General features: G+C 70.5%; 20 protein-coding genes. 11 read left to right on the forward strand and 9 right to left on the reverse strand.

What is annotated here, in order from left to right:
- Positions 1 to 103: 103 nt before the first annotated feature.
- The 4 genes from M2157_RS09695 to M2157_RS09710 all read right to left on the reverse strand — a co-directional run bounded on the left by M2157_RS09695 (position 104) and on the right by M2157_RS09710 (position 6800).
- Positions 104 to 1354: an alpha-L-fucosidase gene (locus M2157_RS09695; RefSeq protein ID WP_280861410.1), complete on the reverse strand. Its 1251-nt coding sequence runs from the start codon at positions 1352 to 1354 to the stop codon at positions 104 to 106.
- 4 nt (positions 1355 to 1358) lie between these two features.
- Entirely contained in the window at positions 1359 to 4406 is a 3048-nt protein-coding gene (locus tag M2157_RS09700; protein ID WP_280865020.1) for a glycoside hydrolase family 38 C-terminal domain-containing protein, read from the reverse strand.
- Positions 4407 to 4483: 77 nt separating this feature from the next.
- Positions 4484 to 5821 (reverse strand): 6-phospho-beta-glucosidase, encoded by a 1338-nt coding sequence (locus tag M2157_RS09705; protein ID WP_280861412.1) that lies wholly within the window; start codon positions 5819 to 5821, stop codon positions 4484 to 4486.
- 214 nt (positions 5822 to 6035) lie between these two features.
- Positions 6036 to 6800, reverse strand: a complete 765-nt coding sequence (locus M2157_RS09710; RefSeq protein WP_280865022.1) for a DeoR/GlpR family DNA-binding transcription regulator — start codon at positions 6798 to 6800, stop codon at positions 6036 to 6038.
- A gap of 127 nt (positions 6801 to 6927) precedes the next feature.
- Here M2157_RS09710 and M2157_RS09715 point away from each other — a divergent pair, with 127 nt between their 5' ends.
- The 7 genes from M2157_RS09715 to M2157_RS09745 all read left to right on the forward strand — a co-directional run bounded on the left by M2157_RS09715 (position 6928) and on the right by M2157_RS09745 (position 17712).
- Entirely contained in the window at positions 6928 to 8088 is a 1161-nt protein-coding gene (locus tag M2157_RS09715; protein WP_280865024.1) for a carbohydrate kinase family protein, read from the forward strand.
- 64 nt (positions 8089 to 8152) lie between these two features.
- Positions 8153 to 9439 carry a substrate-binding domain-containing protein gene (locus M2157_RS09720; RefSeq protein WP_280861414.1) on the forward strand — a complete coding sequence of 429 codons (1287 nt, stop codon included), beginning with the start codon at positions 8153 to 8155 and terminating at the stop codon, positions 9437 to 9439.
- On the forward strand, positions 9439 to 10389 hold the full coding sequence (locus M2157_RS09725; RefSeq protein WP_057612711.1) for a sugar ABC transporter permease: 951 nt from the start codon (positions 9439 to 9441) through the stop codon (positions 10387 to 10389). Before M2157_RS09720 ends, M2157_RS09725 begins: the two co-directional genes overlap by 1 nt.
- 14 nt (positions 10390 to 10403) lie before the next feature.
- Entirely contained in the window at positions 10404 to 11243 is an 840-nt protein-coding gene (locus tag M2157_RS09730; RefSeq protein ID WP_280865025.1) for a carbohydrate ABC transporter permease, read from the forward strand.
- Complete coding sequence (locus M2157_RS09735; protein ID WP_280865027.1) at positions 11240 to 14164, forward strand: glycoside hydrolase family 2 TIM barrel-domain containing protein; 2925 nt, start codon at positions 11240 to 11242, stop codon at positions 14162 to 14164. Before M2157_RS09730 ends, M2157_RS09735 begins: the two co-directional genes overlap by 4 nt.
- A gap of 39 nt (positions 14165 to 14203) precedes the next feature.
- Positions 14204 to 16027 carry a LamG-like jellyroll fold domain-containing protein gene (locus M2157_RS09740; RefSeq protein WP_280865029.1) on the forward strand — a complete coding sequence of 608 codons (1824 nt, stop codon included), beginning with the start codon at positions 14204 to 14206 and terminating at the stop codon, positions 16025 to 16027.
- Positions 16028 to 16038: 11 nt separating this feature from the next.
- Positions 16039 to 17712 carry a PHP domain-containing protein gene (locus M2157_RS09745; protein WP_280865031.1) on the forward strand — a complete coding sequence of 558 codons (1674 nt, stop codon included), beginning with the start codon at positions 16039 to 16041 and terminating at the stop codon, positions 17710 to 17712.
- 106 nt (positions 17713 to 17818) lie between these two features.
- Here the strand turns inward: M2157_RS09745 and M2157_RS09750 are convergent, their stop codons facing one another.
- Genes M2157_RS09750 through M2157_RS09765 form a run of 4 tightly spaced genes read right to left on the reverse strand, consistent with a single transcriptional unit; the run spans position 17819 to position 21609 of the window.
- Positions 17819 to 18274, reverse strand: coding sequence for a MaoC family dehydratase (locus tag M2157_RS09750; protein WP_062047903.1), 456 nt, complete (start codon positions 18272 to 18274; stop codon positions 17819 to 17821).
- A 14-nt stretch (positions 18275 to 18288) separates the two neighbouring features.
- Positions 18289 to 19794: a long-chain fatty acid--CoA ligase gene (locus tag M2157_RS09755; protein ID WP_280861418.1), complete on the reverse strand. Its 1506-nt coding sequence runs from the start codon at positions 19792 to 19794 to the stop codon at positions 18289 to 18291.
- 10 nt (positions 19795 to 19804) lie between these two features.
- Entirely contained in the window at positions 19805 to 20680 is an 876-nt protein-coding gene (locus tag M2157_RS09760; protein WP_280861419.1) for an amidohydrolase family protein, read from the reverse strand.
- Positions 20681 to 20691: 11 nt separating this feature from the next.
- Positions 20692 to 21609 carry an SDR family oxidoreductase gene (locus tag M2157_RS09765; RefSeq protein ID WP_280861420.1) on the reverse strand — a complete coding sequence of 306 codons (918 nt, stop codon included), beginning with the start codon at positions 21607 to 21609 and terminating at the stop codon, positions 20692 to 20694.
- A 195-nt stretch (positions 21610 to 21804) separates the two neighbouring features.
- On the opposite strand from M2157_RS09765, the gene M2157_RS09770 reads away from it, so the two are divergent.
- Genes M2157_RS09770 through M2157_RS09785 form a run of 4 tightly spaced genes read left to right on the forward strand, consistent with a single transcriptional unit; the run spans position 21805 to position 24926 of the window.
- Positions 21805 to 22224: a MarR family transcriptional regulator gene (locus M2157_RS09770; RefSeq protein ID WP_280861421.1), complete on the forward strand. Its 420-nt coding sequence runs from the start codon at positions 21805 to 21807 to the stop codon at positions 22222 to 22224.
- Positions 22221 to 23006, forward strand: a complete 786-nt coding sequence (locus M2157_RS09775; RefSeq protein WP_280865032.1) for an IclR family transcriptional regulator — start codon at positions 22221 to 22223, stop codon at positions 23004 to 23006. The genes M2157_RS09770 and M2157_RS09775 overlap by 4 nt, the downstream gene beginning before the upstream one ends.
- A 58-nt stretch (positions 23007 to 23064) precedes the next feature.
- Positions 23065 to 24261, forward strand: coding sequence for a sensor histidine kinase (locus tag M2157_RS09780; protein WP_280865033.1), 1197 nt, complete (start codon positions 23065 to 23067; stop codon positions 24259 to 24261).
- On the forward strand, positions 24258 to 24926 hold the full coding sequence (locus M2157_RS09785; protein ID WP_280865034.1) for a response regulator transcription factor: 669 nt from the start codon (positions 24258 to 24260) through the stop codon (positions 24924 to 24926). The genes M2157_RS09780 and M2157_RS09785 overlap by 4 nt, the downstream gene beginning before the upstream one ends.
- Here the strand turns inward: M2157_RS09785 and M2157_RS09790 are convergent.
- The gene (locus M2157_RS09790) at positions 24923 to 25330 is read right to left on the reverse strand and encodes a VOC family protein (protein ID WP_280861425.1); all 408 of its coding nucleotides are present in this window, start codon (positions 25328 to 25330) and stop codon (positions 24923 to 24925) included. The genes M2157_RS09785 and M2157_RS09790 overlap by 4 nt on opposite strands.
- Positions 25331 to 25347 lie beyond the last annotated feature (17 nt).

The raw sequence follows: 25347 nt of genomic DNA on the forward strand, positions 1-25347 counted from the left end.
CCGGCGGTCAAGCGGCCGGACACCCCACGCCTGTGCCGACTCGGCCAGGCGTGGGGGCAGTTCGGCGGCGGGATCGGACATGAACCTCAGGCGGGAAGCGCCCTCAGAACCGTCCGGCCCCTCGGTACAGCTCCGCTTCCCCGTCCAGTTCGACCTTGAGCACCGTGGCGTACGGATCGAGGTCCGTCTCGGCGGGCGGGTCGATCCACACGATGCCCACGGCCTCGTGGAGTCCGCCGACCACCCGGTGCCCGAGCTCGGCCCCGGTACCCAGGACGGTGACCTTGCGGACCGGGGTGACCAGCCCTCGCAGCCCGACCTCCGCGCGCGGCGCGTCGAAGAGCACCAGATAGAGCGTCCTGCCGTCCGCCGAGAGCGTGCTGGGCCCGTAGTGGTGCCCGGCGGGCAGTCCGCGCACGGTCCCGTACACGGCCTCGGAGTGCTTGCGGATCCACTCCCCCAGACCCTCCAGGCGCTCCACCTGAGGCTCGGGGATGGTGCCGTCCTCCATCGGGCCGACGTCGAGCAGCAGATTGCCGCCCCCGCCGATGGTCTCGGTGAAGTAGCGGATCAGCTGGGCGAGCGACTTGTAGTTGTGGTCCTGGTGCTGGTACCCCCAGGAGTCGTTGATCGTCAGGCACAACTCCCAGGGACCGTCGGGCGGTTCGATGGGAGCACCCTGTTCGGGGGTGGCGTAGTCGCCCTCGCTGAGCATGCGCGCGTTGAAGACGACGTCCGGCACGTACGACCGTATGAGCGCGGCGAGTTCGGGGATGCGCCACTGCTCCTCGCTGCGGTCCCACTCGCCGTCGAACCACATCAGGTCGGGCCGGTAGCGGGAGGCGAGCTCCCGGATCTGGCCGTCCCGGTAGGCGATGAAGCGCTCCCAGGCCGCCAGGTCCTCGTCCTCGGCGGCGACCTCGGAGTAGCGGTTGTCCTCCTGCTCCGGCGGGCGGCCCGGCTTGCGCGTGGAGGCGTAGTCGGGGTGGTTCCAGTCGGAGTGGGAGTAGTAGAAGCCGACCTTGAGGCCCTTCCCGCGCAGGGCCTCGGCGTAGGGGCCGACGTAGTCCTTGCCGAGGTTCAGGTCGCCGTACTCCGTGTCCCACAGGGCCACACCGTCATGGTGACGGGTCGTCAGCACGGCGTACCCGGCGCCGGCACGGGCGAACAGGTCGGCCCACTCACGGGGGTCGTACTTCGCCCCCGTGAAACGCTCCAGCTGGGACATGTACTGATCGTGCGGGACGATGTCGTCGTAGAACGACCAGGACTCCTGGACGCCGTCCACGGCGTAGATGCCCCAGTGGATGAAGATCCCCAACTTGGCGTCGGTGAACCAGGGTTGCATCGGCACGGGGTCACCCCCTCCGCAGGCGGAGCGTCAGCACCTGGAACGGCCGCAGCGAGACCGCCACGCCGCCGTCGGTGACCTCGGCCGTCTCGTCCTCCAGCGGGCGCTCCAGCAGGTCGGTGACCTGGGCGCCGGCGAGCGGGAAGCCGGTGCGCAGCACGCCCCGGGCGCGACCGCCGCCCGACTCGTACAGCCGGACCACCACGTCACCGGATCCGTCGTCGGCGAGCTTGACCGCCTCGACGGTCACGCCCTCGCCGTCGACCGAGACGACCGGCTCGGGGGCACCGGCCGCGTCCGCCACCCGGAGCGGGAGGTTGAGGGAGTAGCCCTCGGCGACGGTGTCCTCGATGCTCGCGCCGGGCAGCAGTGAGTAGGTGAAGCGGTGCGTGCCCTGGTCGGCCTCCGGGTCCGGGATGCGCGGGGCGCGGACCAGGCTGAGCCGGACCGTGGTCGTCGTACCGCCGTCCTCGCGGACCGTACGGGAGACGTCGTGCCCGTAGGTGGAGTCGTTCAGCACGGCGACGCCGTAGCCCGGTTCGCCGACGTGCACCCAGCGGTGGCCGGAGACCTCGAAGCGGGCCGCCTCCCAGCTGGTGTTGGTGTGCGTGGGCCGCTGGATGTGGCCGAACTGGATCTCCGCGGAGGAGTGCGCGGCCCGGACGTCCACCGGGAAGGCGGCCTTGAGGATCTTCTCGGCCTCGTGCCAGTCGATCTCGGTCTCGAAGTCGATCCGGGGGCTGCCGGCGCGCAGGGTGATGGTCTGGGTGATCGTCGAGCCCTTGCCGAAGGACCGCGTCACGCGGATCGCGCCCACTAGCGGGTCCTCCGAGACGACCTCGACCGACGTGGGCTCCAGGAGATCGGTGTACCGGTTGTTGTAGTGCTTGTCGATGTCCCAGGCGTCCCAGTAGTTCGGGAGGTCGGTGTGCAGGCGGAGCAGGTTGCCCTTGTCGCCCAGCACCTCCCGGCCGGCCCGCAGATCGAGGACGGACGACAGCGTGCCGTCCTCCGCCACCTCCACCCGCACCAGACCGTTGTCGAGGACACGACCGGAGACACCGACCGGCTGCTCGGGCTCGGCGTCGGCCACCGGTGCGCTGCCGTTCGCGGGCACCTCGACGTACGCCAGGGCCTGATCGCCCGTACGCACCACCTCGGCACGGTCGAACGGGCTGGTGTTGAAGACCCGGGTGCCACCGGCGCCGAGCGCGGCCACCGCCTCGGCGGTCAGCACCTCCAACTCCTCGGCCACACGGGCGTATTCGGCCTCCGCCTCGCGGTGCACCCAGGCGATCGAGGAGCCCGGCAGGATGTCGTGGAACTGGTGGAGCAGGACCGTCTTCCACAGGCGGTCGAGCTTCTCGTACGGGTACGAGTAGCCCGGCGCGTGCAGCGCGGCCGTCGTCGCCCACAGCTCGGCCTCGCGCAGCCGGTGCTCGGAGCGCCGGTTGCCCTGCTTGGTGCGGGCCTGCGAGGTGTAGGTGGCGCGGTGCAGCTCGAGGTAGAGCTCGCCGACCCAGACCGGGGCGTCGGGGTACTCCTCGCGGGCCTTGGCGAAGAACTCGTCGGGGTGCTCGACGACGACCTTGGGCGAGCCCTCCAGGTCGGCGAGGCGCCGGGCCCGCTCCATGATCTCGCGGGTGGGGCCGCCGCCGCCGTCGCCCCAGCCGAAGGGGGCCAGGGAGCGCGTTCCGCCGCCCTTCTCGTTGTAGTTGCGGACCGCGCGGTCCATCTCCTCGCCGCTGAAGCGGGCGTTGTAGGTGTCGACCGGCGGGAAGTGGGTGAAGATCCGGGTGCCGTCGATGCCCTCCCACCAGAAGGTGTGGTGGGGGAACTTGTTGGTCTGGTTCCAGGAGATCTTCTGGGTGAGGAACCAGTCGTTGCCGGCCAGCTTGGCGAGCTGCGGGTAGGCGGCGGTGTAGCCGAAGGAGTCCGGCAGCCAGACGCCCTTGGTCTCGACGCCGAAGTGCTCGATGAAGAACCGCTTGCCGTGGATGAGCTGGCGGGCGATGGCCTCGCCGCCGGGCAGGTTGCCGTCGGCCTCGACCCACATGCCGCCGACCGGGGCCCACTGGCCCTTCTTCACGGACTCCTGGATGCGGGCCCAGACGTGCGGGTAGTTGTCGCGGACCCATTCGTACTGCTGCGCCTGGGAGCAGGCGAAGATGAAGTCGTCGTACTCGTCGGCCAGCGCGGTGACGTTGGAGAAGGTGCGGGACGTCTTGCGCTTGGTCTCGCGGATGGGCCAGAGCCAGGCGGAGTCGATGTGGGCGTGGCCGACCCCGGAGACCGTGTGCGCGCTGGCGTGGGCCGGCTTGGCCAGCACGGGCGCGAGGACCTCGCGGACCGCCGCCGCGCTGCCGGAGACGTCGTCCAGGTCGAGGGCGTCCATGGCCCGGTCCAGGGCGTGCAGGATCTCGTGGCGGCGGGGCTCGTGCTCGGCGAGGTGGACCATGAGCTCGCGCAGCACCTGGAGGTCCAGGTCGAGGTGGAAGACCTCCTCGTCGAGGACGGCGAGGTCGGCGCGCTGGAAGGTGTAGAGGGGCGCGGAGCCGGCCGTGAGCTTGTCGCCCATCGGCGTGATCTTCGAGAAGTTGTCCTTGAGGATGTCCGGGTTGGATGCGGCCTCGACCAGGTAGTCGATCTCCTCGCCGCCGTTCGCCGGGTTGGCGATGGGGACGTACTGGTTGAGCGGGTTGACGGCCTTCAGGGGGCGGCCGTCGGCGAGGTGGACCAGGGCCTCGGCCTGGTTGCCGGGCCAGTCGCCGACGAAGCCGAGGTCGATGACCGCCTCGACGCGCCGTCCGGCCCACTCGGCGGGGACCCGGCCGCGCATCCGGAACCAGGTGGTGCCCCAGGGCGGGCCCCAAAGGGTGTCCATCGCGAAGGGCGTGTAGCGGGCGGCCGCGGCCTCCTCGAAGGAGACCGGCTCGCCCGGCGCCTGCCAGGCCTCGACCTCGAAGGGGACGGTGGCCGCGTAGACCGCGGGCTTGATGCGCTGGTCGTGGGCGCGCTGGACGCGCTCCTCGATGCGGCGGCGTTCGTCGTGCATGAAGGGTCTCCAGGGAGGGAGAGAGCGAGCTGGTGGGGCCGACAGGCGAGGGGAAAGCGCTTTCTAAGGAACGGACGCTACTTAAGGTACGCGAGCCCGGGATGCACCGAGGTGTAGCCCTCGACCAGCTTGCGGGCGACATTGACGGAGTCGACCAGCGGGTGCAGCGCGAAGGCCTTCACCGCGGTCGCGCGCGAGGCTGACCGGGCGGCGGCCAGCACCTCCCGCTCGACCGCCTTGACCGAGCAGACCAGTCCGGTGGCGTGGTCGGGCAGCGGTGCGACGGAGACCGGGTGGGCACCGTTGGCGTCGACGAGGCAGGGCACCTCGATGACGGCGTCGTGGTCGAGCACGGAGAGCGTGCCCTGGTTGCGGACATTGAGAATCAGGGTGGTGCGCTCGTCGCGGGCGATGGCCCGCATCAGGGCGAGGGCGACCTTCTCGTAGCCCCCGGAGAGATCGTCGGCGTCGCGTTCTCCGGCGCCGGCCGTCTCCCGGTTCTCGGACATGTAGGTGGCCTCGCGCTCGGCACGCGTGCGGTCCCACACGTCCAGCGCCTTGGCGCCGGGGGCGCCGACCTCGTCGTAGAACCGCGCCTGCTGGTCGGCGAGGAAGGCACCGCGGGTCTTCTCGGCGTGCTGGTAGGCGCGGACGGCCTCGCGGTTGAAGTAGTAGTAGTGCAGGTACTCGTTGGGGATCGCGCCGAGGGACTGGAGCCAGTCGACGCCGAAGAGCTTGCCCTCCTCGAAGGAACCGAGCAGATCGGGGTCGGCGAGCAGGCGGGGCAGCTCGTCCCGGCCCGCGATCTTCAGACCGCGGACCCAGCCGAGGTGGTTGAGGCCGACGTAGTCGATCCAGGCCTCGTTGGGGTTGGCGCCGAGCACGCGCGCGATACGGCGGCCGAGGCCGACCGGGGAGTCGCAGATGCCGATGACACGGTCGCCGAGGTGACGGGACATGGCCTCGGTGACCAGGCCCGCCGGGTTGGTGAAGTTGATGACCCAGGCGTCGGGGGCGAGGCGGGCCACGCGCCGGGCGATGTCCACGGCCACCGGGACCGTGCGCAGGCCGTAGGCGATGCCGCCCGCGCCGACCGTCTCCTGGCCGAGGACGCCCTCCGCGAGGGCCACCCGCTCGTCGTCGGCACGACCCTCCAGGCCGCCGACGCGGATCGCCGAGAAGATGAAGTCGGCGCCGCGCAGAGCCTCGTCGAGGTCGGTCGTGGTGGTCACCGCGGGGGCGCCGGGGACGGCCGCCGCCTGTTCGGCGAGGACCCGGCCGACCGCGGAGAGCCGGCCGGCGTCCAGGTCGTGCAGGACGACCTCGGTCACCCGGCCCTCGGCGCGGTCCGTCAGCAGCGCGCCGTACACGAGCGGGACCCGGAAGCCGCCGCCGCCAAGAATCGTCAGTTTCACCGGGCGCCTCCAAAAATGCCCCGGCTTTCAGGCTGGGACGAATCATCTACGGGCAGCGCGTCGCGAGAACCGGGCACGCGCTGCCTCCTTGCACTTGCTCCGAGAACCCGGGCCGGCGTCGACCCGGCCGCTGTCGATCGCGTACGACCCGGTCGCCCACCGAGCGGTCGAGCGGCGTGAGCCGGGGGTCTCCTTCGACTCCGGGGGCGCGGATTCAAGCTTGCACCTTTCCTGCCAGGACCACCTCGACGCCCGCCTCCTCCAGGGAGGAGCGGGTCGCCGCGTCGACCGGCGCGTTCGTCACCACCACGTCCAGCTCCTCCGGACCGCAGACCTTCGCCATGCCCGTGCCCGGGAACTTGGCCGTGTCGGCGAGCAGGACGGTCTTGTCGCTCGCCTTGATCATGGCCCGTTTGACCGGCACCTCGACGACCGTCGTGTCCATCACGTGCCCACCGGGGCGCACTCCACTGGTGCCGAGGAAGAGCCAGTCGGCGTGCAGCTGGCGGAGGTTGTCCTCGGTGAGGAAACCGACCAGGGAGCGGTACTCGCGGCGGACCATGCCGCCGAGCAGTACCAGCTCGATGCCCTCGTCGTCGGCGAGCTCCTCGTAGACGACCAGGTTGCTGGTGATCACGGTGAGCCGGCGGCCGTGCAGCTGCCGGGCCAGGCGGTAGGCGGTGGTGCCGATGTCGAGCAGCACGGACTGGCCGTCGGCGATCAGCGCGGCCGCCCGGGCGGCTATGGCGTCCTTCTCCGCCACCCGGACCTCGGCGACCTCGGCGAAGGGCTGGTCGCCCTCCTCGGCGCGCGCGCCGCCGTGGACCCGGGTGAGCAGCCCGTCCTCCTCCAGCTTGACCAGGTCACGCCGGATGGTGGCGGGGCTCACACCGAGTTGCTCGGAGAGATCCGTCACGGCCGCGGGACCGCCTGAGCGCAGGGCCCGCAGGATGAGTTGGTGTCGTCGTTCAGCCAGCACGCGGTGAACACTACTCGTCATCTTCAATCATTTCTATGCTCAGTTCTGCTTAGGTATTGACCAATGTCGCCGAGCGGCGCACGATTCCCGTCATCGAAATTGACGAGTTTTGACGAGAGGCGCTCACGTGGACGACGACCGGCCCGAGGTGCTGCTGACCGGGCTGCTCTTCTACGACCTCGTCCTGACGGGTCTGGGAAAGCCGCCGACGCCGGGCGAGGAGATCTGGACGTCCGGCATGGGCTGCGGCCCCGGCGGCATCGCCAACCTGGCGGTCGCCGCGTCCCGCTTCGGCCTGCGCACCTCCCTGGCCACGGTCTTCGGCGACGACTTCTACGGCGCCTACTGCCAGGAGATCCTCGCCGGTCAGGAAGGTGTCGACCTCTCGCTCTCGCGGGTCGCGGACGGCTGGCACACCCCCGTCACCGTCGCGCTCGCCCACGGTGACGACCGGGCGCTGGTCACCCACGGCCAGGAACCGCCGTACTCCCAGGACGCGCTGATGGGCGACCCGCCCGAGGCGCGCACGGCCCTGGTGCATCTGGAGTCCGAGCCGCGCGCCTGGCTCTCCAAGGCCGCCGCGAACGGCACGCACATCTACGCGGACGTCGGCTGGGACCCCACCCAGGTGTGGTCCACCGACCTCCTCGACCAGCTGGCCCTGTGCCATGCCTTCCTCCCCAACGAGACCGAGGCGATGGCCTACACCCGCACCGACAGCGCGGTCGCGGCCCTCGGCACGCTCTCCGAGCTGGTGCCGGTGGCCGTGGTCACGCGGGGCGGGGAGGGCGCGGTCGCCGTCGACCAGACCACCGGCGAGTACGCGGACGTGCCGGCCCTGGCCGTCGACGCCCTCGACGCCACGGGCGCGGGTGACGTGTTCGGCGCGAGCTTCGTCGCGGCCTCGCTCGGCGGCTGGCCGCTGGAGGAACGGCTGCGGTTCGCCGTCCTCGCCGCGGGTCTTTCGGTACGGCATCACGGCGGGGCCCTGGCCGCCCCGGGCTGGTACGGCGTGAGCCGCTGGTGGCGCTCGCTGACTGACCCCGACCTGAAGCGGGCGTACGGATTTCTGGCCGACCGCATCCCGGCGGACGTGGGCCCACCGGTCCACTACGCGCCGATCACACCGCCGGCCGGGCCGGCAGCGTTCGCGCCGGTGGCTCCAGGGGCCGAGCACGCTCCGGCCGCCCGGAAGACCTCGTCGGCCGAGCACGCCCCGATCTCCCCGGACACCCCGCCGTCCGCGCACTCCCCCGTGCCCCCACCCGACACCGCACGGCAGCACTGACCCCGCAACTTCCACGCAAGCCCCCCATGCACGTCCCGAAAAGATCCGAAAGGCGGTGGGAGCTGTGCGGCTCTCACGAAGAGGCCTGCTGCGCGCGGGCCTGGGCGGTACAGCCGCCACGGCACTCGGCGGCCTGGCCACCGGCTGCGCCGTTCCGACCGGTTCGACCGGCCGGAACATGGTCCTGTGGTACTGGAGCGGCGGTCTGAGCGACACCGTCGTGAAGAACGCCAGGGCCCGCTACGGCAGTTCCGTGAGCCTGGACGCCATCCAGATCGGCGGCCAGTACCGCTCCAAGCTCATCACCACCATCACGGGCCGGGCCCACATCCCCGACATCGCGGGGCTCAAGGGCGAGGACATGGCCGCCTACCTGCCGAACGCGGACCAGTTCATCGACCTGCGGACCCTGGGCGCGGAGAAGTACAAGAGCCAGTACCTGTCCTGGAAGTGGGACCAGGGCATCGCCGACGACGGCACGATGGTCGGCTTCCCGATCGACTGCGGACCGGTCGGGCACTTCTACCAGTACGAGATCTTCCGCAAGGCGGGGCTGCCGTACGAACCGGACGACGTCTCCAAGGAGCTGAACACCTGGGAGAACTACTTCGCCGCGGGTGAGCAGCTCAAGAAGCGGATCCCGGGGACCATGCTCCTCACCGACGTCAACTCCGTGTTCGAGAACGTCGTACAGCAGGGCTCCAAGCGGTACGTCGACAAGGACCGCCACTTCATCGGCGACCAGGAGCACGTGCGCGACGCCTGGGCGCTCGCCGTGGAGGCCAAGCGCCGCGGGATCGTCTCCGACCTCGTGAGCGGCACCCCGGACCAGCTGTCGGCCAAGCAGGACGGCAAGCTGCCCAGTGAACTGGGCGCCTCCTGGGCGGCCTTCGACATCAAGAACGGTGTGCCGAAGGCCAAGGGCAGGTACCGGGTCGCCCAGATGCCGGTGCGGCCCGCCAACAACGGCGGATCGTTCCTGGCGATCACCAAGGCGTGCCGGGAGCCCGAGCGGGCCTTCGAGATCATCACCTGGATCCTCAACGCGTCCAACCAGGCGCAGGGTTACGTCGACGCGGGCCTCTTCCCCTCCACGCCCGCCTCGTACGGCCTGAAGCAGATGCGGGAGCCCGACCCGTACTTCGGCGGCCAGGTCACGACCGACATCTTCGGGCCGGCCGCGCAGAAGATCGTGGTCGCCTACAACAGTCCGTTCGACGTCGCGCTCGGGCAGCCCATCAAGGACGAGATCAAGAACGTCGGCGTCCTCGGCAAGGACCCCAAGAAGGCCTGGAGTGACGCCATGAGCAAGTGCCGTCGCATAGCGAAGCACCTGGGGGTGAGCTACTGATGGCCGTCCTCGAGCAGACTCCGCCCGCGGTGGTGCAGCCCTCGCCCACGCGGCCCAAGAAGGGCCTGCGCAAGTACTGGCACCTCTACGCCGCGATCTCCCCCTTCTATCTGATCTTCCTCGGCTTCGGCCTGTTCCCGGTCGGCTTCTCGCTCTACCTGTCCTTCCACCGCTGGGACGGCCTCGGCTCGATGGAGTGGGCCGGGCTCTCGCAGTACCAGTACCTGCTGAGCGACGGCGACTTCTGGAACTCGATCGGGAACACGCTCATTATCTGGGCGCTGGCCACCTTCCCCATGATCTTCCTGGCGATGGTCACGGCCGTGATGCTCAACTCCGCGGTCCGGTTCAAGGGCCTGTACCGCGTCGCGTACTTCCTGCCGAACGTCACCTCGGTCGTCGCCATCGCGATCGTCTTCGGCTCGATCTTCTCCACCAACAGCGGTGTGGTGAACGCCGTCCTGCACTCGGTGGGCATCGACCAGGTGGCCTGGCTGAACACGCCATGGGGCATCAAGGTCACCATCGCCGCCCTGATGACCTGGCAGTGGACCGGCTACAACGCCATCATCTTCCTCGCCGGCCTGCAGACCGTCCCGGGCGAGCTGTACGAGGCGGCGCGCATGGACGGCGCCGGTCCGATCCAGACCTTCTTCCGGATCACGCTCCCGCTGCTGCGGCCCACGCTGCTGTTCGTGCTCGTCGTCTCGACGGTCACGGGTCTGCAGAGCTTCTCCGAACCGCAGGTCCTGCTCCAGACCTCGTCCAACGACTCGACGTTCGCGGGCGGGCCCGGTCACTCGGGCCAGACGATGGTCCTCTACTTCTTCCAGCAGACCTTCGACAACAACGACTTCGGGTACGGCGCCGCGGTGGCGTGGGGCATCTTCCTCGTCGTCGTCCTGTTCTCGATCATCAACTGGCGCCTCGTGCAGCGCCGCGGCGACTAGGAAGGGCGCGCATCATGGCTGCCATCAAGGGATCCCGCCGCAGGGGGATCGCGCTGCACCTCCCGCTGATCATCGGCACCGTGCTCTCGGCCTTCCCGTTCTACTGGGCCGTGATCATGTCGACGCACAGCTCGTCGGAGATCTTCGCGTACCCGCCGAAACTGCTGCCGGGAACGCACTTCCTGGAGAACGTCCGCAACCTCTTCGACGCCATCGACTTCTTCGGGTCGATGTGGAACTCGCTGCTGGTCGCGGTGTCGGTGACCTTCCTCGTCCTGCTCTTCGACTCGCTCGCGGCCTTCGTCTTCGCCAAGTTCGAGTTCCCGGGCAAGAACGTGCTGTTCGGGCTGCTCATGGTCATCTTCATGGTGCCGGCGCAGCTGTCGGTCATCCCGCAGTTCGTGATCATGGCGAGGATCGGCTGGATCGGCTCGATGACCGCGCTGATCGTGCCGGCCGCGGCCAACGCCTTCGGTATCTTCTGGATGCGCCAGTACATGAAGTCCGCCATCCACGACGAACTGCTCGACGCCGCCAAGCTGGACGGCGCGCACTTCCTCCGCCAGTACTGGCACGTGGCGCTGCCGGTGGTCCGCCCCGGTCTCGCCTTCCTCGGCATCTTCACCTTCATGGGCCAGTGGAACGACTTCGCCTGGCCCCTGATCGCCCTCACCAACCCCGGCAACGTGACCCTCCAGGTCGCGCTGTCCCAGCTCAACGGCACCCACGGCACCACCGACTACGGGATCGTGATGACCGGCGCCCTGCTCGCCCTCGTCCCGCTGCTGATCGTGTTCGCCATCGGCGCCAAGCAGATCATCGGCGACCTCGCCAAGGGAGCCGTGCGCGGATGACGGACGATCCGCTGATCGCCCTGCGCCCCTGGGAGGCACCGGAGGTGACCTCCTGGGGACGGCTGCCCATGAACGCCGTCGACCGGCGATCCGGAGTACTCCCCCTGGACGGCGACTGGCGCTTCCAGTTGCTGCCCGCTCCGGACGCGCCGGTCGGCGGCTCCTGGTCCTCGGCGTACGTGCCGGGGGCCTGGACCGTGCAGGGCACCGACGACCTGCCGCAGTACACGAACGTGCGAATGCCGTTCCCCGAGTACCCGCCCCACTCCCCCGCGGCCAACCCCACGGGCGTCTACGAGCGCGAGGTGGACGTCCCCGCCGAGTGGGCCGGACGCCGGATCGTGCTGCAGGTCGGGGCCGCCGAGAGCGTGCTCCTGGTGCACGTGGACGGGCGGCCCGTCGGCGTCTCCAAGGACTCCCATCTGGCGGCCGAGTTCGATCTCACGGGACGGGTGCGCGCGGGCACGCGGAGCGTCGTACGGCTGACGGTCGTCAAGTGGTCGGACGCCTCGCACATCGAGGACCAGGACCAGTGGTGGCACGGCGGGATCACCCGGTCCGTGCTGCTGTACGCGACGGATCCGCTGCATCTGGCGGACGTGACCGTGCGGGCGTCCCGCAGCGGCGAACTGCGGGTGGACTGCAGGGTGCGGGACGCGGCCGGCGCACTGCCCGAGGGGTGGTACGTCAGCGGTGAGCTGGAGGGGCACCTGCTCACCCAGGACGCGGAGTTCGACCGGTTCAACGCCGAGGACGAGCGGGTCTCCGACTTCCTCGGCGAGGCACGGCTGCGGACCGTCGTGGAGGACGTGCGCACCTGGACCGCCGAGACACCCGAGCTGTACTCGCTCACCGTCCGACTGCACCGCGCCGACGGCACGGTCACCGACACCTCACGGCACCGGACCGGCTTCCGGGACGTCGAGATCACCGGCCGCGACCTGCTGGTCAACGGCGAGCGGATCTTCGTCCGGGGCGTGAACCGGCACGACTTCCACCCCCTGACCGGGCGCACGGTGTCGTACGACGACATGCGCGCGGACCTGATCACGCTGAAGCGCTTCGGGTTCAACGCGATCCGCACCTCCCACTACCCGAGCGATCCCGCCCTCTACGACCTCGCCGACGAACTCGGTTTCTACGTCGTCGACGAGGCGGACATCGAGTCCCACGACCACGCCCACGAGATCGCCGACGACCCGCGCTATGTGAACGCCTTCGTGGACCGGGTCTCGCGGATGGTACTGCGGGACAAGAACCACCCGTCGGTCGTCATCTGGTCGCTGGGCAACGAGTCGGACTACGGCGCGAACCATGACGCGGCCGCCGGGTGGGTGCGCCGGCACGACCCGACGCGGCCGATCCAGTACGAGGGGGCGGCCAAACTCGACTGGGCGGACCCTTCGGTGGCCTCCGACATCGCCTGCCCCATGTACGCCTCGCTCGAGGAGTGCGTGGAGCACGCGCTCTCCGGGCGGCAGACCAAGCCCCTGATCTGGTGCGAGTACTCGCATGCCATGGGCAACAGCAACGGCACACTCGCGGACCATTGGGCGGCCATCGAGTCAACGCCAGGTCTTCAGGGCGGGTTCATCTGGGAGTTCTGGGACCACGGCATTCTGCAGCGTGTGAACGACGGCAGACCGGTCGGACGTGGGGGCGTCGGGCTCTATGACAACGGTGTCGCCGCGCCCGGCCACCGCTGGGCCTACGGCGGCGACTTCGGCGAACTCCTGCACGACGGCGCCTTCATCGCGGACGGCGTGGTCTTCCCCGACCGCACGCCCAAGCCGGTGATGTACGAGCACCGCGAGATCGCGGCGCCGGTGCGCATCGAGTGCTTCAGGCACGAGGGCATCGTGCTCGGCAACCACCAGCACTTCCGCGGCCTGGCCTGGCTGGCCGGCGCGTGGGAGCTCTCGCTCGCCGACGGACGCACGCTGACCGCGCCCGCCGAACTGCCCGATCTGCGGCCAGGTGAGACGGCGGCGGTACCGCTGCCGTTCGAGCTGCCCGAGGAGGGCGGTGAGGCGTGGCTGACGCTCCGGGTGACGACCGCCGGGGACGAGCCCTGGGCGCCGCGCGGGACGGTGGTGTGCCTGCCGCAGGTGCGGCTGCGCGAGGCGGTTCCGCAGGCTCCGGTACGGGTGAAGAACCGTTCCGTCGAGGTCGACGACGACGGTCTCCTGGTCCACCCCCTGCTCACCTGCGCACCCACGCTCTCCCTGTGGCGGGCGCCCACCGACAACGACGAGCTCGGCGGCACGGCACCGCGCTGGCGTGACTGGGGACTCGACGCCCTGGTGCGCAAGGTCACGGACGTACGGCGGAGCCCCGGACGGGTCACCGTGCACGCCGAGTACGCCTGTGAGGCCGGTGTGGTCCGCCATCTGCAGGTCTTCACCGCGGTCGAGGGCGCAGTCCACGTCGCGGAGTCGGCCGAACTGCCGGACGAGCTCGACGACGTGGCGCGGGTCGGCTCCGTCTTCGAGACGGTCGCCGGGCTCGACCTGATGGAGTGGTACGGACAGGGCCCCTGGGAGTCGTATCCCGACCGCGCCTTCGGGGCGCCCGTCGGCCATCACTCCGTGCCCGTGGACGGACTCTTCACCCCCTATCTGCGCCCGCAGGAGAGCGGCGGCCGGTACGGCGTACGCCACTTCACGCTCTCCGCGCCGGACGCCACCGGCCTCGCGGTCGTCCTGGACGAACCGCGCCAGGTCGGCGTGAGCCGGTACCGCGCCGCGGACCTCACCGGCGTGACGCACCACGACGAACTCGTCCCGCGGGCGGGCTGTGTCGTGCACATCGACGCGGCCCACCGCGGCCTCGGCACCGCCTCCTGCGGACCGGACACCACCGCCTCCTACCTCGTCGCGCCGGGCGTCCATCGCTGGAGCTGGACTCTGCGCGCCCTCTGACTCCCCCTTCTTCTTCACTTCCCTCGCAACGGAGCACACGTGTGCACTTCGCATGAGCACGATCAGGGCGAGGCCGCCCAGGCCGGTGCCGGACGGCGCAGTTTCCTGCGGGCGACGGCACTGCTGGGCGCGGCCGCCACGGCGGGCGTCGCGCTGCCGACCGTGGCCGAGGCCGCGGTGTCCGGGTATCGTCCCGACACCCGGAGCCGGCGCTTCACGCTCGCCGTCATGCCCGACACGCAGTACCTCTTCGACGGGCCGAGCATCGACAAGGCTCCCGTCGAGGCCTCGCTGCGGTATCTGCTGGAACACGGGAAGGACGAGAACATCGTCTTCCTGTCCCACCTCGGCGACCTCACGCAGAACGGCGCGGCACCCGAGTGCGCCGCGATCGGCGAGGCGTTCGAGCTGCTCGACCGCCGGGGTGTCGGCTACAGCGTCCTCGCGGGCAACCACGACGTGAAGTCGTCCACCACCGACCAGCGCGGTGCGACGCCCTACCTGGACGTGTTCGGTCCCGACCGGTTCAAGGGCCGGAAGACCTTCGGCGGTGCCTCGCCCGACGGCTACAACACCTTCCACCTCTTCGAGGCCGCGGGCCGCGAGTGGATGGTGCTCGCGCTGGACTGGCGCCTTTCGGACCAGGGGTACGCCTGGGCGAAGAGCGTCCTGGCCGCCCACCCGAGGACGCCGGTCGTCCTGACCACGCACGAGCTCGTCGTCGAGGACGACACTCTCTCGGACTACGGTCAGCAGCTGTGGGACCGGCTGGTCAAGGACCACGACCAGATCTTCCTCACCCTCAACGGGCACTACTGGCCGGCCGGCCGGGCGACCCGCCGGAACGCGGCGGGCAACGACGTCCACCTGCACCTGACGAACTACCAGAACCGGTACTTCGGCGGCGCCGCCATGATCCGCCTGTACCGCTTCGACCTCGACCGCGACGTGATCGACGTGGAGACGGTCTCCCCGTGGATCCTGGGCCGGGCCTCCAAGGGGCTCAACGAGCTGGAGCGGCAGGAGATCGAACTCAGCGGCGACGCCGACCGGTTCTCCGTCGACATCGACTTCGCCTCGCGGTTCGCCGGCTTCGATCCGGTGCCGGCGCGTGCGGCGCGGCCCGCGTCGGCGATGCTGATCCGGGACACGGCCGCCTACTGGCGCTTCGACTCGCCCGTCTCCGGCACCGTCCGTGACCTGTCCGGGCGCGGCAACGACCTCACCGTGGTCTCGGTGGGCGGCGGCTCCCTCGGCTGGTCGGCCGACCACCACCCCGACCAGCCGGGCCACGGCAGCCTGGAGTTCCAGGGCTACAAGTCACCGCTGAAGGGCGCGTATCTGCGGACGGTCGACGGGGCTCCGCTCAACTCGGCCACCTTCAAGGACGGTTACACCATCGAGGCGTTCTACTGGCTCCCCGAGGACTGGGACGCCTCGCACAACGCCTGGTCCGGCCTCGTCAGCCGCACCGGCCGCAACGGCTCCGTCGGCACGGTCACCGACGACCCGGACGAACCGCTGGCCACGCTGTCCCTCTCCGACGGGCCGGGCCCGCAGTGGGCGGTGCATCCACTCAACCAGCAGCAGCTCGCCACCAACTGGGGGGACGAGACCGCCCGCGAGAAGTGGTGGCACGTGGCCGTGGTCAACGACGGGCGGCACACGATCCTGTACGTCCAGGGCTGCCCCGTCGCCCGCAACCCGCACGCCCCCGCTGTCGGCATCGCCTCGGCCGGGCTGCCCTGGCTGCTCGGCGGCTACGAGTACGCCGACAGGATCGACCAGATCCTGCACGGCCGTCTCGGCGACGTCCGGATCGTCGGACGCGCACTGCCCGTCTCCTCCTTCATGACTCACTGACGGGAATCACCATGAACGAGCAGCAACTGCCCTCCTGGGCCGACCCCTCCGTCAACCCCGCCGACCTCGACGCCCAGGGCGTGTCGAGACGCGGACTCCTGCGCCGCGCGGGCCTGTTCGGCGCCGCGTTCGCCCTCGGCTCGGCGGCGACGCCCGCGTTCGCCTCCTCCGAGAAGCCGGGCTTCGGCGGCGACGACCCGCGCCTCGCCTACCTGGTGGGCGACCACCACGTCCACTCCGTGTACAGCCACGACGCGAAGTACACGTTCTCCCAGCAGGCGCAGGCCGCCGCAAAGTACGGCCTCGACTGGATGGTGTTCAACGAGCACTCCAACTTCGGGCACGCCTACTACGGCGCCAGGATGGAGCACGCGGAGATCGTCAAGGCCCGCGCGGAGAACCCGCGCCAGCTGATCTTCCAGGGCCTGGAGTGGTACATCCCGGCCGCCGAGCACTGCACGGTGTTCGCGGCCCCAGGACCGCACGAGACCGACCTGCTCACGCAGTTCGAGCTCGCCTACGACGGCAAGCTCCTGGGCTACACCGAGGGGTCCGCGGGCGCCGCCGACACCGCGCGCAACGAGGCCCACGCCGTCAAGGCGATCAAGTGGCTGGCGGAGCAGCGCCGTTCGGGCTACGTCGACGACGTCCTCGTGCTCGCCAACCACCCGCTGCGGCTCGGCATCGACTCCCCGCACGAGATGCGGGGCTGGCGGGACGCCGCCCCCGAGATCATGATCGGCATGGAGGGCGCGCCGGGCGCCCAGGGCGCGGCGCTCCCCGGCTGGCGCGGGGCGACCTCGATCCGCGGCGAGTACGAGAACAAGCCGTCGGCGCAGTCGTGGTCGGGCTATCCGACGGACGCCTATCTGACGTACGGCGGCTTCGACTGGGCGACGGCGACCGTCGGCGGGCTGTGGGACTCGATGCTGGCAGAAGGCAGCCTGTTCTCGATCACCACGAACTCCGACAACCACCGCACGGTCTTCGACACGTGGAAGAACGGCGACTGGCCGGCCGGGCAGAACTTCGACAACACCGGCAGGCTGCCCGACCCGGTGAACACCGACACCCCGCAGCCCGGCAGCGACTTCTGGCCGGGCGAGTTCAGCCGCACCCACGTCGGCGTGACCCGCTACGGCTACCGCGCGGTGATGGCGGGGATGCGCGCGGGCCGGGTCTGGGTGGACCACGGGCATCTGCTCGACGGACTCGACGTCCGCGTGAAGCGGGACTGCGACCTGGGCCACGGGGTCACGCTGGGCGGGCGGCTGCGGGTCCGCAAGGGCGAGAAGATCACGCTGTACGTCACCGTCACCAGCGCCTCCCGGGCCAACGCGCAGGGAATCCTGCCGGAGCTGGCGCACGTGGACGTGATCCGGGGCGCGGTACGGGGTCCGGTGAGCGACCGGGACGGCTGGAAGGCGCCCGACACCAAGGTCGTACAGACGAAGGACGTGTCCGGCCGGAAGGGGACGTACACCCTGCGCATCCCGCTGACCGCCGGGGACGAGTCCTTCTACGTCCGGCTGCGCGGCAGCGACGGCAAGCGGCACGGTACGGGGTATCTCGGCGCCTCGGTCGATCCGCACGGTCCGATTCCGCACGAGCCCGGCAACGGTGACCCGTGGGCGGATACGTGGTTCTATTCCAACCCCGTCTTCGTCGACGTGGCGGGCGCCTGACGGACACCGTGCCGGTGTGCGCCCCGGGCGTCGACAGCGGCACACCCAGGGCGGGGACGATCCCGCCCGGGGTGTGCGCTCTGTCGACGGCCCTGTACTCCTACCGTCAGGCGTAGAAGCGCGACAGGCTCTGCAGCACCGCGGCCGGCTTGGCCCCGCCCTCGATCTCGATCGCCCCGTCGACGGTGACCTGCACACCGCCCGGGACCTCCTCGACGTCCGTGAGCTTGGCGACGAGGCGGATGCGCGAGCCCACCTTCACCGGCGAGGGGAAACGGACCTTGTTCAGGCCGTAGTTGACCTTCGTGGTGACGCCCTGGACGTCCAGCAGCTCGGTGAAGAGCGGGATGAACAGCGAGAGGGTGAGGTAGCCGTGCGCGATGGGCGCGCCGAAGGGGCCTGCCGCCGCCTTCTCGGGGTCCACGTGGATCCACTGGTGGTCGCCCGTGGCGTCGGCGAACGTGTTGATGCGCTCCTGGGTGACCTCGATCCACTCGCTGGTGCCGAGGTCGCTGCCGGCGAGCTTCTTCAGTTCGTCGAGGCCGTTGACGGTGACGCTCATGTAGCTGTCCTTACCTAAGAGTTGGAGCCGAAGCGCTTGCGCACCCGGGACTTGAGGAGCTTTCCGGAGGCGGTGCGCGGGAGTCCGTCCGCGATCACCACCGACTTGGGGATCTTGTACTTGGCGAGCCGTCCGGCCAGGGAGGCCAGGACCTCGTCGGGATCGGGGGTGGCGCCCTCGCGCGGCACGACGACCGCCCGTGGCACCTCGCCCCACTTGTCGTCCTGGACACCGATGACCGCGCACTCGGCGATGTCCGGATGGCCGAGGAGCAGGTCCTCGATCTCGGCGGGGTAGATGTTCTCGCCACCGGAGATGATCATGTCCTTGATGCGGTCGACGATGAAGACGTATCCGTCCTCGTCGACGCGGGCCGCGTCCCCGCTGCGGAACCAGCCGTCCGCGAAGGAGGCGGCGGTCTCCTCGGGCAGCCCCCAGTAGCCGGGCATGACGTGCGGCCCCCGGAGCACGACCTCGCCGGTCTCGTCGACGTCGACGGGCGCCAGGTCCGGCCGTACGACCCGGACATCGCTGAAGAAGTGCGGCACGCCCGCCGAACCCGCCTTGCTGATGGCGTGCTCGGCGTCCAGGAACAGGGTTCCGGGAGAGGCCTCGGTCATGCCGTAGCCCTGGAGGAAGGTGAGCCCGCGCTCCTGGTACGCGGCGATCAGGGGCGTCGACACCGGGGAGCCGCCGCAGGTCAGGATCCGCAGGGAGGACAGGTCCGCGTCCGCCCAGCGCGGGTGCCTCGCCACCTGCTCGAACATCGTCGGCACCCCGAACATGAAGGTGATCCGGTGCTGTTCGATCAGGTCGAAGGTCGCGTTCGGCTCGAAGGCCTCGACCAGGACACAGGTGCCGCCCTTCAGGAGCACGGGCAGCGTCAGCATGTTCAGGCCGGCCGTGTGGAACAACGGCGCGGAGACCAGGGCGCGTTCGTCGGAGATCAGGTCGGTGTCGACGAGGACGTTGATCGCGTTCCAGGTCAGATTGCCGTGGGTGAGCATGGCGCCCTTGGGACGGCCGGTCGTGCCCGAGGTGTACATGATGATGCAGGTGTCGTCGGCGGTGACCGGCTCGTCGATCGGTTCCGCCGCCGACCCGGCGAGCAACTGCTCGTATTCGGCGCCGACTTCGACGTAGGTACGGACGTCGGTGCTGCCCGGCAGTCCGGCGACGAGTCCCGCGTGCGAGGGGCCGTATACCAGTGCCCTGGCCCCGGAGTCGGACAGCTGGTAACCGATCTCCGGCCCGGCGAGGCGGGTGTTGAGGGGGACGAAGACCGCGCCCAGGGAGCCGGCCGCGAACAGCGTCTCCAGGTAGGAGGGGTGGTTCGGGCCGAGGTAGGCGACGCGGTCGCCGCGCCGGATGCCCCGGGCGCGCAGGGCGTGCGCGAGGCGGGTGACGCGGGTGTGCAGTTCGGCGTACGTGAACGTCGTGTCGCCGTGGATCAGGGCGGTGCGGTGCGGGGTCTTGCGGGCCCGGCGTGCGGGCCATGAGCCCAGTCCCTCGTTGCGCATCTGAGGCCCCTTATGGCTTGGTGAGCCCGAGCAGACGGGCGGCGTTCTCCTTGAGGATCTTCGGCTTCACCTCGTCCTTGATCGACAGCTTCCCGAAGTCGGCGAGCCAGCGGTCGGGGGTGAGGACGGGGAAGTCGGAGCCGAAGAGGACCTTGTCCTTGAGCAGGGTGTTCGCGTACTGCACGAGCTGCGGCGGGAAGTACTTCGGCGACCAGCCGGACAGGTCGATGTGCACGCCCGGCTTGTGCGTGGCGACGGCGAGGGCCTCGTCCTGCCAGGGGAAGGACGGGTGCGCCAGGATGATCTTCAGATGCGGGAAGTCGGCCGCCACGTCGTCCACGTGGAGCGGGTTGGAGTACTTCAGGCGGATGCCGCCCCCGCCGGGGACGCCCGCTCCGATGCCGGTCTGGCCGGTGTGGAAGAGGGCGATGGTGCCGGTCTCCTCGATGACCTCGTAGAGGGCATAGGCGACCGAGCGGTCGTTGGGGAAGAAGCCCTGGATGCTGGGGTGGAACTTGAAGCCCTTCACCCCGTACTCCTCGACCAGGCGCCGGGCCTGCTTCACGCCCGCCTTACCCCGGAACGGGTCGATGGACGCGAAGGGGATGAGGACGTCCGCGTTGGCGGCCGCCGCCTCGGCGACCTCCTCGTTCGGGACCGGCGCCGTGCCGGTCGCGGACTCGGCGTCCACCGTGAAGATCACGGCGGCCATCTTCCGCTCGCGGTAGTAGGCGGCGGTCTCCTCCAAGGTCGGCTTCCGCTTGCCCTCGACCTTGAAGTAGGCCGAGGAGGCGTCGTGCAGGTCGTCGTCCAGGGAGGAGTGGCCCTTGGAGGACACCTCCGCGTGGGTGTGGACGTCGATCGCGACGAGGTCCTCGACGTTCATGGAGAGGTCCATCACGCCTCCGGAAGCTTCGGTGCCGGGATGCCGACCGTCTGGAGTTCGGCGCCCACCGACGTCGGGAAGGCGTCGGCCAGGGTGTCGGGGGTCCAGCCGCCGTCGGCGTAGGCCGCCCTGATCTCCTGCGGATGGGACCAGAGTGCCACCTTGTCGCCGCCGATGCCGATGGCCTGCCCGGTGATGCCCCGGGCGGCCTCGGAGGCGAGGAAGGGGACGAGGGCCGCGCAGTCCTCGGGGGTGCCGAAGCCCTCGCCCTTGCGGAGGAAGTCGGGGAGCGCCTCACCGTTCTTCATGGCCTCGATGTACGGGGCGAAGGCGGGGATCGTCTCGGTCATCGCGGTCGCGGCGACCGGCACGATCGCGTTGACGGTGATGCCGGCGCGGCCCAGTTCCATGGACCAGGTGCGGGCGAAGGCGGCGATGCCGGCCTTGGCGGCGGCGTAGTTCGTCTGTCCGAAGTTGCCGCGCTGCCCGGCCGGGGAGCCGACCAGGATCAGGGAGCCGCCCTCGCCCTGCTCGCGCATGCGGACCGCGGCGGCGCGGGCGCAGGTGAAGGTGCCCTTGAGGTGGGTCGTGATCACCGCGTCGAAGTCGTCGTCGGTCATCTTCCACAGCACCTTGTCCCGCAGGATGCCGGCGTTGGTGACCAGGATGTCGAGCCGTCCGAACTCCTCCACCGCCCGGCCCACCAGCCGCTCGGCGGCCTCGGTGGTGCCGACCGGGACCACCTCGGCGACGGCGGTGCCGCCCGCCTCCGTGATGGACTTCACGGCCTGCTCGGCGACCGCCTCGTCGACGTCGTTGACGACCACGGAGGCGCCGTGGGCGGCGAGGGCGTGCGCGTAGGCGAGGCCGAGGCCCCGGCCGCTGCCGGTGACGACGGCGACCTTGCCGGAGAGATCGATGCTGGACACGAGCGGGTCCCTTCATGGGTTCACACGGGGTGCGGCTACGAGATCGAAGCTAAGAGCAATAATTGGTGACGTCAATAGTTGTTGGAGACCTTCGGGTGCGTCATGCTGGAATCTCCCTGACACACCGAGCACGAGGAGCCCGCCATCACACGCCAGCACGTCACCCCGAAGCCCATCGACTCGGAGGAGCCGTGGATGCGCGGGCTGCACGCGGACACCGGTTACCTGCTGTACCGCCTGGGCCTGCGCTCGGGTCAGCTGTTCAACACGTTCCTCCAGGAGTCGGGGCTGCGCCTGCGCCACTACGCGGTGCTGCGCTATCTCGCCGGGTCCGCGGGCGCCCTCCAGCGGGAGCTGAGCACCCGGCTCGGCTACGACCCCAGCGCGATCGTCGGCCTGGTCGACGACCTGGAGAAACTGGGCCTGACCGAGCGCCGCCCCTCCCCCGACGACCGCCGCAGCAAGATCGTCGTGCTCACCGAGGAAGGCCGCGGGTTCCTGCGCGGCACCGACGAGGCCGGCCGGCGGGTGACCAACGACCTGCTCGCCCCGCTCGACCCCGCCGAGCGCGAGGCACTCCAGGCCCTCCTGCTGAGGGTCGCCGACCAGCCATGACCGTACGCTCGGCGCCGGACCGGCTGCTGTCCGTGCTCGCCGCCTTCGACCACGACCACCCGGCGCTGTCCCTGACCGACATCAGCCGGCGCGCGGGGCTGACCCTGACCACCACCCACCGACTGGTGGGCGCGCTGACCGACTGGGGCGCTCTGGAGCGGGACGACGCGGGCGTCTACCACGTCGGGCTGCGGCTGTGGGAGGTCGCCGCGCTCGCGCCGCGCGGGGTCGCGCTCCGGCAGCTGGCGCTGCCGTATCTGGAGGACCTGTACGAAGCCACCCACGAGAACGTGCAGTTGGCGGTGCGGGACGGCTCGGACGTCGTCTACATCGAGTGGATCGCGGGGCGTTCGTCGGTCGGCGTGCACATCAGGGTGGGGGCGCGCTGGCCGCTGCACGCCACCGGGGTCGGCCTGGTGCTGCTGGCGCACTGCGAGCCTTGGGAGCAGGAGGAGTACTGCGCGGCCCCGCTCGCCGTCTTCACGCCGTACACGATCACCGAACCGGCGAAACTGCGCCGGGTGCTCGCCGAGGTCCGGCGCACCGGCGTCGCGGTGAGCAGTCGTCAGGTCACCGACGACGCCCTCTCGGTGGCCGCCCCCGTGTGCGGGCCCGACGGGACGGTGGTCGCGGCCGTGTCGGTCGTGGTGCCCCAGGCCGACGCCCAGGTGCCGGCGTTGATCCCCGCGGTACGGCTCGCGGCGCTCGGAATCTCGCGGGCCCTGGGCTGGCAGCCCACGGTCCCGCCCCGTTCGGGTGCCGGATATCCCTCTCACCGGTGAGGTCCCGGCCGCGTCGGCGTCGTGATACTGGAACGGCCCCGGCCCCGAGGAGCCGCTCATGTCCGCCGCCCGGTCCTGGTACGCCCCCGTCGTGACCCGCCTGAGGACGACGAACCCGTACGCCGTCGACAGCGCGCTCGCCGTGCTGGTGCTGTTCGCCGCGTCACTGCAGTGGATGTTCCCGGACGAGGGGGACGACCGCCTGAGCCTGGTGGGCTGGCTGCTGGGGGCCGCCACCGCCGTCCCCCTCATCTGGCGGCGCCGCTCCCCCTACGCGTGCGCCCTGGCGGTCTCGGCGGCCACCACGGCGATGGCCTACTACCACGCGCCACCGCCCGACGTGCTCTACGGCGGCTTCGTCGTCCTCTACACGATGGCCGCCCTGGGCCTGCCCTGGCAGCGCCGCACGATGCTGGCGTGCTGGCTGCTCGGGGCCGTGCTTACCATGCAGCACAGGGAGCACTCCGAGCCCTTCGAGTACGCCTTCCACCTCACCGGCATGATCTGCGCCTACGGCCTCGGCGTACTGGCCCGCGTGCAGCGCGCGTACACCGCCGCCGTCGAGGACCGGGCCGGCCGGCTGGAGCGGGAGCGGGCCGCGGAGACCGCGCGGGCCATCGCTCAGGAACGGTCCCGGATCGCCCGGGACATGCACGACATCCTCGCGCACGCGGTGAGCCTGATGGTCGTCCAGGCGGAGGCGGGCCCGGTCGTGGTGCGCAGCGATCCGGACCGCGCCGAGGCGGCGTTCGACGCGATCGCGGCCAGCGGACGGGACGCGATGACCCAACTGCGGCGAATTCTAGGGGTGTTGAAGGAGGAGGAGCGCCGTGGCGGTGCCGCAAGGCTGCCCCAGCCGGACCTCGCCGGGCTGCCCGACCTGGTCCGGCAGGTCTCCGACTCGACGGGCCTGCACGTCGGGTTGAGCGTACGGGGCCGACCGCGCCCCCTCCCCCCGGACACCGAGGTCGCCGCCTATCGCGCGGTGCAGGAAGCCCTGACCAACACGGTGAAGCACGCGTACGCTTCCTCCGCACAGGTGGAACTCGACTGGGCGGAGGCGGAGTTGACCCTCACGGTGACCGACGACGGCAGGGGACCGGCACGCTCGGACGGCGGGCACGGACTCATCGGTCTCCGGGAGCGGGCGGCCACCTGCGGGGGCAGCGCGGAGACCGGGACGGGTCCGGAGGGGGGCTTCCGGGTCGTCGTACGACTGCCCGCCGGCGCGGACCGGGAAGCGGCCCTCGGGTGAGCATCCGGGTGGTCGTCGCCGACGACCAGGAACTGGTCCGCAGCGGCTTCAGCATGATCCTGGAGGCGCAGCAGGACATCGAGGTGGTCGCCGAGGCCGGGGACGGCGCCGAGGCGGTCGACGCGGTGCGCCGGCACTCCCCCGACGTGCTGCTCCTCGACATCCGGATGCCGGTCATGGACGGCCTGGAGGCGGCCCGGCGGGTGTGCGCGCAGTCGAGCTGCAGGGTGGTCATGCTGACCACGTTCGACCTCGACGAGTACGTGTACGACGCGCTCTACGCGGGGGCCAGCGGCTTCCTCCTCAAGGACGTGCGCCGGGACGACCTCGTGCACGCGGTCCGCGTGGTCGCGGGCGGCGACTCCCTGCTCGCGCCGGCCGTCACCCGCCGCCTGGTCGCCGACATCGTGCGCCGCCGCCGCGAGGAGGCCGCCACCGGGGCCACCCCCGACCGCCTGGACGTCCTGACGGCCCGCGAGGTGGAGACCCTGCGGATGCTGGCGCGGGGCCTGTCCAACGCGGAGATCGCGACAACACTGTTCGTCAGCGAGCACACGGTGAAGACACACGTCAGCAACGTCCTGAGCAAGCTGGGCCTGCGGGACCGGGTCCAGGCGGTGATCTGCGCGTACGAGACGGGTCTGGTGGCGCCGGGTGCCCCCTAGTCCCCGAGTTCGGTGAAGAGGGTCAGCTGAAGCGAACCCGGCGCTTCCAGGCGGGAGTTCAGCGAGTTCCAGGGCGTGCGAGTCGGTTCGGCGACCACCTCCGCCCCGGCCTCCGCCAGCCTGGCCGTCGTGAGGGCCGAGTCGTCCACCTCGAACGCCACCCGGATGTGCCCCGCGACCCGCCGCCCCACCTCGACCTCGTCGATGAACGCCGCATGGTTCGGGTCGGTCAGCTCCAGCGTCGCCCGCCCCGCCTCCAGAATCGTGACCCGCCCGTCGGGTGAGGAGAACGCGGCCCGTTCGGGCAGCCCGAGGACGTCCCGGTAGAAGCGCAGCGCCTCGTCGTAGTCCTCCGCCGTGACGACGAGCCGGAGTTCACGGACGGTGGGTGGTACCTCGGACATACGGCCTCCTCGATGGT

The organism is Streptomyces sp. SAI-127 (assembly GCF_029894425.1).
Classification (GTDB): Bacteria; Actinomycetota; Actinomycetes; order Streptomycetales; family Streptomycetaceae; genus Streptomyces.

Bases quoted from the DNA above. Each gene is read 5' to 3' on its own strand.
- M2157_RS09725 (WP_057612711.1), top strand. From the start codon at position 9,439: ATGGCCGTCCTCGAGCAGACTCCGCCCGCGGTGGTGCAGCCCTCGCCC.
- M2157_RS09745 (WP_280865031.1), top strand. From the start codon at position 16,039: ATGAACGAGCAGCAACTGCCCTCCTGGGCCGACCCCTCCGTCAACCCC.
- M2157_RS09780 (WP_280865033.1), top strand. From the start codon at position 23,065: ATGTCCGCCGCCCGGTCCTGGTACGCCCCCGTCGTGACCCGCCTGAGG.
- M2157_RS09730 (WP_280865025.1), top strand. From the start codon at position 10,404: ATGGCTGCCATCAAGGGATCCCGCCGCAGGGGGATCGCGCTGCACCTC.
- M2157_RS09770 (WP_280861421.1), top strand. From the start codon at position 21,805: ATGCGCGGGCTGCACGCGGACACCGGTTACCTGCTGTACCGCCTGGGC.
- M2157_RS09790 (WP_280861425.1), bottom strand. From the start codon at position 25,330: ATGTCCGAGGTACCACCCACCGTCCGTGAACTCCGGCTCGTCGTCACG.
- M2157_RS09755 (WP_280861418.1), bottom strand. From the start codon at position 19,794: ATGCGCAACGAGGGACTGGGCTCATGGCCCGCACGCCGGGCCCGCAAG.
- M2157_RS09760 (WP_280861419.1), bottom strand. From the start codon at position 20,680: ATGAACGTCGAGGACCTCGTCGCGATCGACGTCCACACCCACGCGGAG.
- M2157_RS09775 (WP_280865032.1), top strand. From the start codon at position 22,221: ATGACCGTACGCTCGGCGCCGGACCGGCTGCTGTCCGTGCTCGCCGCC.
- M2157_RS09700 (WP_280865020.1), bottom strand. From the start codon at position 4,406: ATGCACGACGAACGCCGCCGCATCGAGGAGCGCGTCCAGCGCGCCCAC.
- M2157_RS09735 (WP_280865027.1), top strand. From the start codon at position 11,240: ATGACGGACGATCCGCTGATCGCCCTGCGCCCCTGGGAGGCACCGGAG.
- M2157_RS09750 (WP_062047903.1), bottom strand. From the start codon at position 18,274: ATGAGCGTCACCGTCAACGGCCTCGACGAACTGAAGAAGCTCGCCGGC.